This window comes from Emergencia sp. 1XD21-10 (genome assembly GCF_009936045.1).
GTDB lineage: Bacteria > Bacillota > Clostridia > Peptostreptococcales > Anaerovoracaceae > Senimuribacter > Senimuribacter intestinalis.
Genome location: NZ_QWEQ01000012.1, coordinates 45,443 through 59,616, shown reverse-complemented (window position 1 = coordinate 59,616; position 14,174 = coordinate 45,443). Strand labels below are relative to the sequence as shown.

Sequence of the window (14,174 nt, the reverse complement as noted above, 5' to 3'; positions counted from 1 at the left end):
TTGGAAAATCTTCGTTGCACTCGTTTTCTGCGGGTTAGGCTCGCCGTAGCTTTCTTCCAATCGAACTTCACCTTCAGTTCGTTCTCTTGGGAAAGCCTCGCGTTTACGCACCTATCCCAATTCGTCTAAGAATTGCTGGAAGGTGCTATACAGGAATTGCCCAGCGCAAGCTGGTCTGCAATTCTTCAGTTGACCTACCTGCGCATAAACCTTCGCTACACTCGTTTTCTGCGGGTTAGGCTCGCCGTAGCTTTCTTCCAATCGAACTTCACCTTCAGTTCGTTCTCTTGGGAAAGCCTCGCGTTTGACCTACCTGCGCAGAAACCTTCGCTACACTCGTTTTCTGCGGGTTAGGTCATAAAAAACAACAGGATTTCTCATCTTTTGAGAAACCCCGTCCGCATACTACAGTGTTTTATCCTCTGGTGTATTAGTCTCCCCAATCGGTTCACTAATTATCTCATGAAATTCTTTCGCTTCTTCTGCTTCTTTCACAGCGTTACGCGCTTTTCTAGCTTTTTTAATCGCCTTTTTCATTTCTCTCTTGGCTTCCTTGGCTGCCTCTTCCGCCTCTGCGATCTTCTCATCCTTAGTCTTGATCAAATCCGGCTTGTTGTATACGATATCAAAGCCAATTTTAATCACATTAGCGCCCTGCACAACAAAGCAGATACCCAAAATCATCAGTACGGATAAATGCAACATAGACGAATTGAAGAATGCGTAGATACCAATCGCCAAATTTAAAAGGCTCACACTAAATGCCCAATAAAAATCGATATTCTTCTCCTTAGTATCTGTCTCAAAGGCAAGCACGGAAAATCCTCTGATTCCCGAAATCATGCTCCACATACCAAATACGACAGGAACTGCAATATCTGCTGCCAGCCGTCCGGTTAAAACTACGATACCTAAAATAAATGTGGTAAGTCCATCGATAAGCACCCAGTGGCCCGCATCTACATCGTTTCTAATTCTCTTATATACAAAACATTCTACAAGTCCAACAAACATTAGAATGCTTCCAATCGGAAATGCCAGTGATAGAAATGATAACCCGGCATTTGCAATGGAAAATACCCCTAAGAAAGTAAGCAGAATGCCCGCAATCACAGTAATAATTCTCAATTAAGAAGACCTCCTTGTCCAGCTTTTGTTCTGTAACATTATACTGGCTGCCGGAAATAAAGTCAAGAAACAGCCGATATTATAGTGCGGCAAACGCATGAAAAAACTTTCAGAAGTTGAACATTGACAAATTCCTGGATATTTTGTATTTTTGTCAATAAATGCGCGTTAAAATACCGATTTTTTCATATTTTACGTTCTAATATTGACAATATTGACAAACTCTCGATTTTTTGTCAATTTGGTCAATGTTTTTGCCCTAAACCCTTGCAAAAATTGACAGATTTCCTGATTTTTGTCCATTTTAGCAAGATTGAGGGGATTTAAGAGCGCTTTTCACCTGCTGCACTGGTGGTTTATTGACAAAAATACGCGGGATGGAAGAAATTTGTCAATGTTAGCTGGTATAGAACGTTTTCGTGCGTTTGCCGTGGGCATTATAGGTGCGCAAAACCCAACAGACCGCAAGCTATATATCGAAACTGCAGATCATAGCACAGACATTGACAAATTAGATGAATTTCTAAAAAAGTCAATTTTGTCACACTGCGATTCCGACTCCAGTTGTTTTCTACTACGCCAAAGAAGCCATTCACACTTTCGCTGCTGGCACCACTTCCAAAGAAACACCTTTTCCAAGGCGTGCTGCAAGCTTTTCAAGAAAACCTCCGGCGCACTGTCCCTCCGGTGCCTCCCCTACAATCACTCGGTCAGCGTAATTCTTTTCCGCAAGTTTTGCTAAAGTGCCGATAGCATCCTGCGATCGCTCCACGGTTAGCTGTGCGCCTGCTTCCTTCGCTTTTTCATAGAGAAATTCCAGAGCCTCGCCTTCCTCGCTGTTGTTCAGAAAGTTCTCGTTTTCTGGCGCAATATGTATTACAAAAATCTGTTCCTCCCCTGCATGCTGCAATGCCTTTCCATAATCGATGAGCCGCTGGCAGGTTTTCTGTTTGGTTACACAAACCATAATATTTCCCATAAAGTCCTCCAATAAAATCTATTGATTTTAGTATAGCATATTTTCCCCCACAATTGTGATTGTTATTTGAAAGAAGTATGATAAAATAAAAATATGGAAAGAGTTATTTTACATTGTGATATGAATAATTTTTATGCTTCAGTAGAGCTTCTGTCAAGACCCGACCTAAAAGGCATGCCCGTTGCTGTCTGCGGCGACCCTGAAGGCAGACACGGTATTGTCCTCGCCAAAAATCAATTAGCTAAAGATGCCGGCGTTATTACAGCAGAAACCGTCTGGCAGGCAAAGAAAAAATGCCCGGGTCTTCAATTTGTGCGACCTCACCACGATAGATACAAGGAATACAGCGATCGCATCAATAAAATTTATCTGGAATACACCGATATGGTAGAGCCTTTCAGCATTGATGAATCCTGGCTTGATGTCACAGCCAGCCAGAAACTCTTTGGCAGTGGTAAGCAGATTGGCGACGCCATTCGCCGGCGGATCAAGTCAGAACTCGGATTAACCTTGTCAGTAGGCGTTTCTTACAACAAAATCTTCGCCAAGATGGGCAGTGAATATAGAAAGCCCGATGCTACCACAGAGATTACACAAGAAAATTTCAAAGAACTGCTCTGGAATAAGCCAGTAGGCGAACTGTTTTTTGTCGGGTTTGCCACCGCAGAAAAATTAAAGAACCTCAACATTCACACCATCGGAGATCTTGCCTGCGCAAATCCAAAGGCGCTGGAAGCGCTGCTAGGAAAACAGGGACCGCTTCTTCACAGCTATGCATGCGGCAAGGATGACAGCCCAGTCTGCCTGTTTAACCAGCGAGAGAAAATCAAGTCTGTGGGAAACGGCATTACCTTTCGCAGAAATCTAACAGGACTAGAAGATATCACCACTGCCCTGACCAGCCTTTCCGATACCGTTGCCAGCCGTCTTCGCAAGTACCAGATGAAATGCTTTGGCGTCAAAGTGGATATCAAAGATCCTAACTTCAAAACGATTTCCCGACAGAAGCAGCTTCCGGTCTCCACTAACCTTGCCGCAGATTTAAAAAAAGCCGCTCTGGAGATTATCAAATCCTCCTGGCGGCTAACAGACCCTATCAGACTTCTGACTCTGACAGCAATCAATCTGACCGATGAAACCTGCGAAGAGCAGCTTTCTCTCTTTGATGCGCCTGCAGAATCCCGCGAAAAAGGTGAATCCATCGAGCGGACTATGGACGATATCCGAAAAAAATTCGGAAACAGTTCCATCACCTTCGGTCAAATTCTTGACAACGACATCGGCATCGACTTATGATTCTATGAACTGCACGCTTTCAATCGTGTCGATACGCAGGAGGTACTCCTCCTGCTTTTTATGATTCATTCTGAGTTTAACCCAGTCCTCATCTGCATCCAAAAGGATGCAGTCTTTTTTCTCCACCGCATAGTCCATCGCCTCCGCAGAAAGTTCCAGCTTGATATGTTTTCCAATATTCTTCGCAAGAATCTCCCGCAGTGATTCTTTTTCCGCATCAACGTAGCCCTCCTCTTTCAAAATGCCTTCCAGTTTTTTGACCCGGCTCGAGAGAGAGGAAATCTTAAACCAGCAAAGCAGCCCAAAGATAAAGCCGAAAACGCCAAAATATTCCATCACTTGTCCTCCCTTTCAAATTTAATCGAAGCGATGGAAGCAATCTGTATCAGTTTCGTCTCTGTTTTCTTTCCATTCTGATATTCTACATATGCCCAGCTTCCGTCAAAGTCTAAAATCCTGCACGTCTTACTATTTATATCAAAATCTACGTCTTCGTCTGTAAACGTGATTTTTATAGGTTTCCCTGCCGCTTCCCGAAGAAGTCTGGTCACCACAGGCTTCGACACAGTTTTTCTGCTGCCGCGCCCGGCATCTGCCTCCATATTATCATGCAAAAGATAGTCACAGCTTACACCCAAAATCTCAGAAAGCATCACAATTTTTTCCATTTCCGGATATGCTGTCTGCAGCTCCCATCTGGATACCGTCTGCCTCGTCACGTTCATCAGCTCCGCCAGCTGCTCCTGGGTCAAATTCTTTTCTTTTCGCGCCTGTGCAATTTTACTTCCAATTTCCATAAATACCTCCTGTTTTCATGGGTTTATCTTACTCCAAACGCAAGGATTATGCAATGGCAGATTCGTTTCTAAATGTAACATTTGGGTTGCGCCGGAAGGAATTTTGCAGGAAGCCCCTCAGATCTGGAACACTCGAGCAGGAAAGAACGCGGGCGAATCGCTTACCACTGCACCTTCTCGATTCGGTCAAACGCCTCGCAAAGCAGGTCCACACCAACCGTGCAAGCAATTCGCACATAGCCTTCGCCGCATGCGCCGAAGGCAGGACCCGGCAATGTCAGCACGTGCGCATCCTGCAGAATTTTCTCTGCAGCCGCCGCGCTGGAAAGGCCAGTTTCTTTGATATTCACAAACAGATAAAAGCTTCCCTTTGGCGGGTAAAGCACCGAAAGTCCACGAATCCCGTTGACCCGCTCCGCCGCATAAAACATCCGCCGGCGATATTCGCTAACCATAGCAGGCTGAATTTCATGCCGATGGCGGAGTGCGTGAATCGCCGCTCTCTGAGAAATAGACGGCGTCGTAAAGACTACGTTTTCGTTGACCTGCTGTATGGTTTTGATGATGTAATCCGGCGCGATGATATTGCCGACACGCCAGCCTGTCATGGTGAAGTTTTTGGAAAAAGAGTTCAGTATGATCGTTCGCTCCCGCATTCCCGGAAGGGATGCAAACGGCACAAAGGGATTCTGATAGTTGAACGCCGTATAAATGTCGTCGGAAATCACAAGGAGATCATGTTTTACCGCAATCTCCGCAAGCTGCTCCATGGTTTCCATGTTCAGACAGTTTCCCGTCGGATTGGACGGTGAATTGATGACCAGCGCTTTGGTTCGCTCTGTAATCAGACTTTCAAGGCGCTCTATATTGATTTGGAAATCTTCGTCCTCATAGGTCGCAAGTTCCACCGGAATCCCTCTCGCAAGCTCCACCTGCTGCGGATACGGCGTGAAAAACGGCGCCTGCAAAATCACCTCATCCCCGTCGTCCACGATAGCTTCCAAGCTAAGATACATGCCAAGACTAGCGGAGGCACAGACAAAGACCTCCTCGTCCCGTACCTCCATACCGTATTCTTCCTGATAAAATCTGCAGATTTCCGTCCGCAGCTCCGAATCGCCCCGAAAATCCGTATATTTAGTATGTCCTGCCTTGGCATCCGCAAAAGCGCCGTCTATAATGATGTCGTCCGTAATCAGATCCGGATCTCCGAGGCTCAGATTGATCACATCGTCAAAGGTCTTCGCCATCTCGTCAGACTTGCCCATGGCAGTCTGCTGATCCTTCCAGTAACGTTTCGCGATAAACTTGTGTTTCATGATAACCTCTCTTTCTTTTTCATCGGAATCTGTGCCAAAATAATAGCAGCAAATACAAGACCGCAACCTGCCAATTCACGGAGGGACAGGCTCTGCCCCAAGACAACCCAGCCCGCCAGTACTGCAAAAACTGACTCCAGACTGAGAATTAGCGACGCCACCGCCGGATGGACATGACGCTGTCCGATATTCTGCAGTGTATAAGCTACACTGCCCGACAAAACACCGGCGTACAGAATCGACCCCAGCGCCTGCGGCTTTGCCAGCGTTTCCATACATCGTAAAATCCCAGACACATTGCCCGACATGTCCGAGAAAAACATAGGAAAAAAAGCAATACAAGCTGCTGTCACAAACTGAATGAGCGGCATTCTGGCTACGTCTACCCGTCCCGCATAATGGTCTACCGTCATCAGCTGAAACGCACTCATCAGCGAGCTGCACAGCACCAGCAAATCCGACGTCTGTACCGAAAAATCTCCATGGATGCACAGCAGATATAACCCCGCCAGTGTGATTGCCACAGCTGCCCACACATTCCAGCCACAGGTCCGCTTCAGAAACAAGCCTAAAATCGGCACAATTACGATATAGCAGGCTGACAAAAATCCCGCTTTTCCGGCAGGCGTGCCATAATACAATCCCAGCTGCTGAGAAAGCGACACCATACTGAGAAAGAACCCGCAGCAAATACCGCATTTCCAAAGGTCTTTCCTTTCCTGCCGCGTTTTCGGCTTACCTGCAGTAATTCCAATCCGGTCAAATAGCTTTATGACAGGCAGCAGCGCCAGCGCGCCTACCGAAAACCGAAGGCAGCTGAAGGTAAACGGTCCCAGCATATCACCGCCGGTACTCTGCGCTACAAAGGCCGCGCCCCAGATAAACGCCGTCACCATGAGCGCCAGAACACTTTGCATTTGACTCTTTTGCATATATCTTATCCTTCCAGAAAATCCCGTTCCATTGCCGCAACTTTTTCTTCATCACTGAAAATTTTTACTGCTGTGTTTGCCAGAACCTTTGCTCCAAGGGCAAGGGTCTGATGAGCTGTTTCTGTGGTCATCAATTGTGCAAATTCTCGGCTGTGCAAGACTACATTCTCATCTGCAATCTTAAGGCAAGGCTGAAACGACGGACAATGAAAGCTTACATTACCGATATCAGAGGATCCAAAAATTCCTACCTGATCATCCTCTGCTTTCAGCCCAAACTCTGCAAACACTTCACCTATTGCCTCAGCGCCCGTTTCATTTATCTTCAGGTTATAATAATCTTCACCGCATTTTTCCTTCTTCCATGTAGTCTGTGTCGCCATGGCCGCGCCGTCCGCGCAATCATCGACAAAGCCGTCCAGCTGCTGCACATATGTTTTGTCCAAAGCGCGAATCATCTGTTTGACAACCACATGATCCGGCACAGTATTGGGAAAATCACCGCCATGACTGATGACCCCATGAAATTGAGCGTCCACAGTAGTATGCTGCCTGAGCATATCGATGGCATGCAGGAAAAGCTGCGCTGCGTTAAGCGCGTTCCTACCCTCCCAAGGCGCCGCCGACGCATGAGACGCTTTCCCGTAAAAATGATAGTCGCGAATCAAACAGCACTGTAATGTTGGCTCCACGATATTTCGATTATACAGATGGATCATCAAAACCATATCGTAATCATCAAAGACGCCATCCTCCGCCATATGACATTTCTGTCCCTCGTCTTCCTCATCAGGCGTACCTATTATATGAAAGTCCGTATCGAGCTGATCCTGCAGATCCTTCACAGACAGGCCTGCTAAAATGCTGATTGCGCCGCTGAGGCAATGTCCGCAAGCGTGTCCTATTTCAGGCAGAGCGTCATACTCCACAAGAAAACCCACTTTATATTTGTGATTATTTTCGCCGTAAACCGCGCGAAATGCTGTATCAATGCCGGCAAAAGGATATTCCAGGGTATATCCGTGTCCGGAAAGCAAGCTGGCAATCCGCTTTGCAGTTTCATATTCATGCCCTGATACTTCCGGATGTTCTGCAGTCTCATCATTATAGGAAATCATCTCCGGTAAATTTTTTTCCACTACTCCTGCAATCTTTGAAATCAATTGTTCATACATCATCACGTATTCCTCCTTAAAGCGGGCCGTCTGGACAAAATTTTCTGCCCCGAGACTGCCCGCTTTTCCTAATCAGTATATTCTCACTATCCTGTATTTTAGAATGGTCCTAAGTTCATGGAGTGTGCCGCAATTACAAAAACAGCCCCCAGCAAGAATTCCAGTCCAATTAAAGGAAGAATCCATTTCGCCCACTTATTCCAAGGAACTTTGCCTGCAGCCAGCGCCGCCATAAAATAACCGGAAGTCGGTGTCAAAATATTGGAAATTCCGTCACCCAGCTGGAATGCAATACAGGTTGTCTGTCTGGTTACACCCACTAAGTCACCCAATGGCGCCATAATAGGCACGGATACCGCTGCCTGTCCTGATGCAGAAGGAATTACAAAATTGAGCAGACACTGGAAAATATACATACCTACCGCAGAAACTGTCGATGGCAAACCACCGAGAAGACCTGCCGCGCTGTGAAGAATGGTATGCACAATCTGACCATCCGTAAGAACTACCAGAATACCCCGGGCAAAACCAACTACCAGCGCACCGCCGGCAATACCTGCCATGCCCTGTCCAAAAAGTTCCGCATACCGGTTAAATCCCATGTCTTTTGCGATAAAAGCAACAATCATCGACATCCCCAGAAAAATAGCAGCCAGCTCGTCCATATACCATCCAAGTTTAACTACACCATAAACGAGCAGTGCGATGGATGCCGCAAATACCAGCAGGATTGCTTTCTCTCTTCCTCCGAAATCAGGAAGACTTTCCAGATTAATAGAATCCTGACGATGCTGATCAGCTTCATACATCAGAGACTTCTCAGGATTTTTACGTATCTTTAATGCGTACCAGGTTAAAAATACTGTAACAAGCAGTGTCATGCAGCAAAACATGACAATACGAAATCCCATAGCAGATCCTAAAGGTAATTCCGCAATTCCCTGTGAAATCTGCACGTTGAACGGGTTCAGAAACGCTGCTGCATAGCCAGCGCCGCAGCCGCACAGAACAACAGCCGCACCGGTGATAGAGTCAAAGCCCATCGCCAGCAAGATAGGAATGAAGATTGGTACAAATGCGATGGTTTCTTCACACATACCAAAAGTCGCTCCGCAGATGGAAAACAGGATTACAAAAACCGGCACCAGCACAATCGACCGGCTGGATAGTTTTTTAACCAATCTTCCGACGCCTGCATCGATGGCTCTGGTTTCCGTCAGTATATTCATGGCGCCGCCTATAACAAACAGAAAGAAGATAATCTGCGCTGCTTCCTGCATGCCGCGCGGCACTGCTGTCAGAAACTGAAGCAGGGAAACAGGCGTAGATTCCACCTGATGATAAGTCTGTGCGTCAACAACTTCTCGTACCGCTCCCGTTTCCGGAACGGTAATGGTGTGCATATCATAAGCGCCTGCCGGTACCAGATAGGTCAGTACCGCGCAAATCAGCATAATTGCCAAAAGCAAAATATACACGTGAGGAACAGCTAATTTTCTTTTCTTTTTCTCATCCATTGTTCTCTCCTTATTTGTAAATCTTTATGGAAAAAGCCGGCAGCGGCGCATCCCGCAGCAATCTGCTAAAGATATGCGCCGCTGCCGGCAAATGCATTTATATGACTTTCAAAGAAAGGAAACTTACGCTTCTAAAGCAGCTAGCGCTTCCTGCTTCTCTTTCTCGCGCTCAACCAAAATTTGCTGATATTCTTCTTCGGTCATCTTTTCCATAGTGATACCGGTAAATCCATAGAACGCTGATACCAGCGGACAAATCAGATTAAGGAACGCATATGGCGCATAGCCTCCAGCGCCCCACTGCGGAATCCCGAAGACACCCTGCATGTAAGCGCCACAGGCATTCCAAGGCACCAAATTTGAAGTAAGGGTCGATGAGTCTTCCAGACATCTGGAAAGATTTTTTCTCTTTAGACGCATATCCTCGAAAACTTCCTTGTACATCTTGCCTGTCATGGCGATAGAAAGATATAAATCTCCCGGAATGATGTTGATAAAAATTGCGGTCAGAAGGGTCGTCAGAACAACCGGTCCTCTGCCCTTTACAATATGCATCAGACCTTCTGTGATGGAGGTCAGCATACCTGTGCATTCCATCACGCCGCCAAGAGCCATGGCACAGAGCATCAGAAGAACCGTCCACATCATGGAATCCATACCGCCTCTTGTGAGCAGTTCCACAAGCTCAGGCATCACACTGTCAGGATCTGCGAATTCAAATCCGTAGTGCCATACGCCCAGCGTATCTCCAATATTGACGTCCTGGAAAATCACTGCGAAAATACTGCCCAGCACTGCGCCAAAAATCATGCCCGGCAGCGCCGGCATTTTAAACGCAATCATGAGAATTACCAGAAACGGCGGCAAAACCAGCACCGGATTAATGTTAAATGACTCCAAAATACCGTTTCTTAGCGCGTCTACCTGTGACATGTCAGTGCTGCCCGAATAGCGCAGACCGATAATCGCATACAAAATCATCGCAATGACGCTGGTCGGAATCACGGTATACATCATATGGCGAATATGTTCAAAGAGATTTACGCCCGCTACCGCCGACGCCATATTGGTAGTATCTGAGAGCGGCGACATTTTGTCTCCAAAATATGCGCCGGAAATAACTGCGCCTGCCGCAATTCCGGTCGGAATGCCTAGACCTCCACCGATACCGATTAGTGCGATACCCACTGTACCCGCTGTACCCCAGGAGGTTCCTGTGGACAAAGATACAATCGCGCAGATAATCATAGTTGCTACCAGAAACAGTCCCGGCGTCAGAATCCCAAGCCCATAGTAAACCATGGCAGGTACAACGCCGGCCTGAATCCAGGAACCAACTAAAGCGCCAGTTGCTATGATGATTAAAAGGGACTGCATCATACTGTTGACTGTTTTAATCATACCTTTTTCAACATATGACCATTTCCAGCCGTTGAGTGCTGCGACAACCGCCGCGAAAATAGCAGATAAAATCAAGCCTACATGAATATCGCCGTAGCTGCAGGCGAAGGCGCTGCCAAAGAGGCTTTCCCATACGCCCAGACAATAGCAAATTGAAAATGCCGCAAATAAAAGAACCAAAAGCGACTGCCAAATTGGAATTTTCTTACCCATAATTTTGTCCTTTCTTGTTAAAATATAAAGTTATAAGTTCTTTGCGTCTGTTAAAATTCTCAGCAAATCACTGAGCACGCCGTAAGCAGTCTGATCAATTTCCGGTTCATAAACATGCTCAATGATAGACACCTCTCCCATTAAATCCGTATTAACGGTTACCGCAGCCGCCGTTCCGTTGATGCTTGCGAGAAGTTCATCACCGTTTACCGTCTGCGGCGCTACAACGCCGACTGGTTTTCCATCCTCAATCCATCCATGACATACCAGTTTAATTTTCTGATGATTCCTTGCTGCATCTGCAAGCTGTTCTTTTGTAATCGCACTAATCCCAGTTCGTTTGATTTCCGTCGGTGTAATCTTCACATCCATCAAAACATTCATCAAAGCAGTCAGTTTAGCAGCCGCGTCCCAGCCTTCCAAATCCATTGTCGGATCGGCCTCGACAAATCCTCTCCTCTGCCCTTCTTTCACTGCTTCTTCATAAGAAACCCCTTTTTCCATCTGATCTAGTACATAATTAGTTGTAGCGTTGAGAATGCCCTTTACTTCTGTAATCCTGCACGCTTTCAGCGTTTCCTTCGCCAGATTAAATACAGGTACGCCGTCCATCACGGTCGCTTCATGACAAAAAAGCACGTGATTTTTCGCAGCCAGTTCCACAAGGTCTCTGTACGCCCATGCGATTGGACCTTTGTTGGCTGTAATTACGTGCTTTCCTCTGTTCATGGCATGTTTAATATGATCGATTGCGGGCATACCGGTCATAATATTGATTGGTGTCAATTCCACCATAATATCATAGTCCGCCTCATCAATCACAGAAAGTGCAGGCACATTCTGCGCGAAAATTCCCGCCTCCATTTGATCCGTATCGATACCGCAAGGATCGATCAGCGCACCCAAGCTTCTTGTGCAGACTACTGTAACCTGCACATTGCAGTCATAGTGTTCTTCTATATAGCTACGCCTTTTCTGCAGCATCTTCGTAAATGCCTTTCCCACGTTTCCATATCCGATTAAAGCTAATTTTATATCTCTCATGGTGTTATCCTTTCCCAAACAGATTGGGGAATGCTTTTCCGGCATTCCCCATCCGGAAATTATTTCTTATTTTAGAACCAGTTCGTCGACAGCTTTCTTGTAGTAGTCAACGTCTGCTTCTGTGTGGAGTGCTTCTTTTTCTTTCAGCAGCGGATACATGAAGTATACCAGCAAGCCTTTTTCAGTATGTAATCTGTTTTCTGCCTGCGGAATCAAAACGGACTGATCGCTATCCCATACTTCGTCAGAAATCTCATAGCCTCTGTTTCCAGGCAGATTGTGCATTACCTTAATGGAAGGTTTTGCCTTGGACAGTAATTCCTTATTTACAGAATACTTAGGGAAGAAGGTCGCAATCTTCTTATCCTTCAGATGGTCACTGCCGTGATACCACCATGCGTCTGTGGCGATAAAGTCAACCTGGTCGATGTATTCATACGGATCATCTGTCTGAATGAATTTACCGCCGGATTTTTCCATTTCTGCCTTGCAGTACGCTACGTCTTCCGGTGCCATTTCTGCTTCCTTCGGTGCGCAGGAGATAAAGGTTACGCCCATCTTGGACAGAAGTCTTGCTTCAGTTCTGCATACGCCGCCGATGTTATCGCCCAGTACGGAATTATCGCCGATGAACATATAAACCAGATCTTCGATTTTCTTGCCTTCCGGCATATATTCTGTCATCGTGAACAGGTCGCACAGCGCCTGAGTTGGATGCATGCATTTGGAGCTCATACCGCTGAATACAGGTACGTCAGAGTACTTTGCAAGCTCAATGATGGTATCCTGAGATTCTGTACGAATTTCGATGGCATCGCACATACCGGACAGTACCTGCGCGGTATCCTTGATGGTTTCTCTGTCTTCACCGCAGTGGAGCGTCTTGGTTTCCAGATACAGTGCATGTCCTCCAAGCTGTGTCATAGCTGCCTCAAAGGAAACTCTGGTTCTGGTTGACGGCTGGTCAAACATCATTGCCAAAGATTGATCCTTCAAGAGCGGGAGTCTGATTCCTTTTCTCTCTGCATCTTTTAACGTTTTGATTACCTTGAGCATCTCAAGATATTCTTCTTTAGTAAAATCATCTGTTTCAATAAAATGTCTTACGTTCATTTATTTTTCCTCCATTTTTTATCTTAAATATCTTCACGAACCAGCGGCATACTCATACATCTTGGACCGCCTCTGCCTCTGGACAGTTCGCCGCATGGCATTTCAAGCACCTTGATGCCGTTTTGTCTGAGCAGCTCGTTGGTGATTTCATTTCTGCTGTAGGTCACCACAGTGCCCGGCGCGATGGCCAGCGTGTTGGTGCCGTCGTTCCACTGTTCCCTCTCAGAGTCTATGAAGGAACCGCCCGCGCAGCGCAGCACCTTTATGCTGTCCAATCCCAGCGCCTGACTCAGAACCTTTTCAATGGTATCGGATCTGTCCTTATATACCAGTTCTCCGTTCTTTCCAAGGCTGATTTCAAATACGTTCAGCGTGGATTCGATGCCAGGATGTACGGTAAATTTATCGTAATCAATCATCGTCAAAACAGTATCCAAGTGCATAAACTTTCTGTCCTTTGGAATGGTAAATGCCAGGACTTTTTTGAAGCTGTCATTTGGCAGAACTTTTCTTGCAAGCTGCTCGATGGCTTCCGGCTGGGTTCTCAGACTGCAGCCAATACCGATGACTTCTTTGGACAGAATGGCAATATCGCCGCCTTCAATGCCAAATGGGCTCTCGTTGGAAAGCCACATCGGCGTATCCTCGTCCGCGAAATCAGGATTGTTTTCAAAGATATGCTGCCATACTACGGTTTCCAGATCTCTTCCCAGCTTCTCCATATTGTGAAAACTCATACCACGTCCGATGGAAGAACCCGGGTCTCTTGCGTAATACAGGTTTGCCAGTGGTTCTGTGTAATACAGCTCGTATTCTTCGTCCGGGAAGAAGCGTGAGAAGTCCTCCGTCTTCTTTTCGCCGATGTCAGATTTTCTGATACCTGCCATAATTCTGTCAGCCATAGCCTCTGGTTCCAGGCTCATCAGATATTCAAAGATCTGTCCGCGAAGATGCGCACTATAGATTCCGTGTTTATTTAAGAACTTTTCGACAAACGTCTCTCTGCTTCCTTCTTTTGTAAAGGAGGCGCGGAACAAATCTTCTATGTAGACAACTTCCGTACCCTCACTTTTTAAGATATCGGCAAAGCAATCGTGTTCATACTGCGCTCCCTTTTTCCACGGAATGTCGTCAAACAGATGACGCGGCATCGTCTGCGGAATTACGCCGTCGATTTCATCCCCCGGGCGGTGCAGCAACACTTTTTTCAGTTTTCCGATTTCGGAATATACATGAATTTTGCTCATGACCTTTTCTCCT

General features: G+C 46.4%; 13 protein-coding genes. 1 reads left to right on the top strand and 12 read right to left on the bottom strand.

Annotated elements, in window-relative coordinates; translation table 11 throughout:
- Positions 1 to 405: 405 nt before the first annotated feature.
- Positions 406 to 1,128 (bottom strand): HdeD family acid-resistance protein, encoded by a 723-nt coding sequence (locus D1151_RS08950; RefSeq protein ID WP_161908674.1) that lies wholly within the window; start codon positions 1,126 to 1,128, stop codon positions 406 to 408.
- Positions 1,129 to 1,720: 592 nt separating this feature from the next.
- Positions 1,721 to 2,107, bottom strand: coding sequence for a universal stress protein UspA (locus tag D1151_RS08945; protein ID WP_161908673.1), 387 nt, complete (start codon positions 2,105 to 2,107; stop codon positions 1,721 to 1,723).
- A 93-nt stretch (positions 2,108 to 2,200) separates the two neighbouring features.
- On the opposite strand from D1151_RS08945, the gene dinB reads away from it, so the two are divergent.
- Positions 2,201 to 3,403, top strand: coding sequence for a DNA polymerase IV (gene dinB / locus D1151_RS08940; protein ID WP_161908672.1), 1,203 nt, complete (start codon positions 2,201 to 2,203; stop codon positions 3,401 to 3,403).
- Here dinB and D1151_RS16655 read toward each other — a convergent pair.
- From D1151_RS16655 to D1151_RS08890, 10 genes are all read right to left on the bottom strand, one after another.
- Positions 3,398 to 3,739, bottom strand: a complete 342-nt coding sequence (locus tag D1151_RS16655) for a hypothetical protein (protein ID WP_202620408.1) — start codon at positions 3,737 to 3,739, stop codon at positions 3,398 to 3,400. The two genes, dinB and D1151_RS16655, sit on opposite strands and share 6 nt — an antisense overlap.
- On the bottom strand, positions 3,739 to 4,200 hold the full coding sequence (locus D1151_RS08930; RefSeq protein WP_161908671.1) for a helix-turn-helix domain-containing protein: 462 nt from the start codon (positions 4,198 to 4,200) through the stop codon (positions 3,739 to 3,741). Before D1151_RS08930 ends, D1151_RS16655 begins: the two co-directional genes overlap by 1 nt.
- 161 nt (positions 4,201 to 4,361) lie before the next feature.
- Positions 4,362 to 5,519: a pyridoxal phosphate-dependent aminotransferase gene (locus tag D1151_RS08925; RefSeq protein ID WP_161908670.1), complete on the bottom strand. Its 1,158-nt coding sequence runs from the start codon at positions 5,517 to 5,519 to the stop codon at positions 4,362 to 4,364.
- Positions 5,516 to 6,451: a DMT family transporter gene (locus D1151_RS08920; RefSeq protein WP_161908669.1), complete on the bottom strand. Its 936-nt coding sequence runs from the start codon at positions 6,449 to 6,451 to the stop codon at positions 5,516 to 5,518. The genes D1151_RS08925 and D1151_RS08920 overlap by 4 nt, the downstream gene beginning before the upstream one ends.
- A gap of 5 nt (positions 6,452 to 6,456) precedes the next feature.
- Complete coding sequence (locus D1151_RS08915; protein WP_161908668.1) at positions 6,457 to 7,629, bottom strand: amidohydrolase; 1,173 nt, start codon at positions 7,627 to 7,629, stop codon at positions 6,457 to 6,459.
- A gap of 95 nt (positions 7,630 to 7,724) precedes the next feature.
- Entirely contained in the window at positions 7,725 to 9,143 is a 1,419-nt protein-coding gene (locus D1151_RS08910) for a YfcC family protein (RefSeq protein ID WP_161908667.1), read from the bottom strand.
- A 123-nt stretch (positions 9,144 to 9,266) separates the two neighbouring features.
- Positions 9,267 to 10,757: a Na+/H+ antiporter NhaC gene (gene nhaC / locus D1151_RS08905; RefSeq protein ID WP_161908666.1), complete on the bottom strand. Its 1,491-nt coding sequence runs from the start codon at positions 10,755 to 10,757 to the stop codon at positions 9,267 to 9,269.
- A gap of 30 nt (positions 10,758 to 10,787) precedes the next feature.
- Positions 10,788 to 11,801 (bottom strand): homoserine dehydrogenase, encoded by a 1,014-nt coding sequence (locus tag D1151_RS08900; protein WP_161908665.1) that lies wholly within the window; start codon positions 11,799 to 11,801, stop codon positions 10,788 to 10,790.
- A 66-nt stretch (positions 11,802 to 11,867) separates the two neighbouring features.
- Positions 11,868 to 12,914, bottom strand: coding sequence for an ornithine carbamoyltransferase (gene argF, locus D1151_RS08895; protein WP_161908664.1), 1,047 nt, complete (start codon positions 12,912 to 12,914; stop codon positions 11,868 to 11,870).
- A 23-nt stretch (positions 12,915 to 12,937) separates the two neighbouring features.
- Positions 12,938 to 14,161, bottom strand: coding sequence for an arginine deiminase (locus D1151_RS08890; RefSeq protein ID WP_161908663.1), 1,224 nt, complete (start codon positions 14,159 to 14,161; stop codon positions 12,938 to 12,940).
- Between the last annotated feature and the right edge of the window lie 13 nt (positions 14,162 to 14,174).

Bases quoted from the DNA above. Each gene is read 5' to 3' on its own strand.
- D1151_RS08920 (WP_161908669.1), bottom strand. From the start codon at position 6,451: ATGCAAAAGAGTCAAATGCAAAGTGTTCTGGCGCTCATGGTGACGGCG.
- nhaC (WP_161908666.1), bottom strand. From the start codon at position 10,757: ATGGGTAAGAAAATTCCAATTTGGCAGTCGCTTTTGGTTCTTTTATTT.
- D1151_RS16655 (WP_202620408.1), bottom strand. From the start codon at position 3,739: ATGGAATATTTTGGCGTTTTCGGCTTTATCTTTGGGCTGCTTTGCTGG.
- D1151_RS08925 (WP_161908670.1), bottom strand. From the start codon at position 5,519: ATGAAACACAAGTTTATCGCGAAACGTTACTGGAAGGATCAGCAGACT.
- D1151_RS08910 (WP_161908667.1), bottom strand. From the start codon at position 9,143: ATGGATGAGAAAAAGAAAAGAAAATTAGCTGTTCCTCACGTGTATATT.
- D1151_RS08915 (WP_161908668.1), bottom strand. From the start codon at position 7,629: ATGATGTATGAACAATTGATTTCAAAGATTGCAGGAGTAGTGGAAAAA.
- argF (WP_161908664.1), bottom strand. From the start codon at position 12,914: ATGAACGTAAGACATTTTATTGAAACAGATGATTTTACTAAAGAAGAA.
- D1151_RS08945 (WP_161908673.1), bottom strand. From the start codon at position 2,107: ATGGGAAATATTATGGTTTGTGTAACCAAACAGAAAACCTGCCAGCGG.
- D1151_RS08930 (WP_161908671.1), bottom strand. From the start codon at position 4,200: ATGGAAATTGGAAGTAAAATTGCACAGGCGCGAAAAGAAAAGAATTTG.
- D1151_RS08890 (WP_161908663.1), bottom strand. From the start codon at position 14,161: ATGAGCAAAATTCATGTATATTCCGAAATCGGAAAACTGAAAAAAGTG.
- dinB (WP_161908672.1), top strand. From the start codon at position 2,201: ATGGAAAGAGTTATTTTACATTGTGATATGAATAATTTTTATGCTTCA.
- D1151_RS08900 (WP_161908665.1), bottom strand. From the start codon at position 11,801: ATGAGAGATATAAAATTAGCTTTAATCGGATATGGAAACGTGGGAAAG.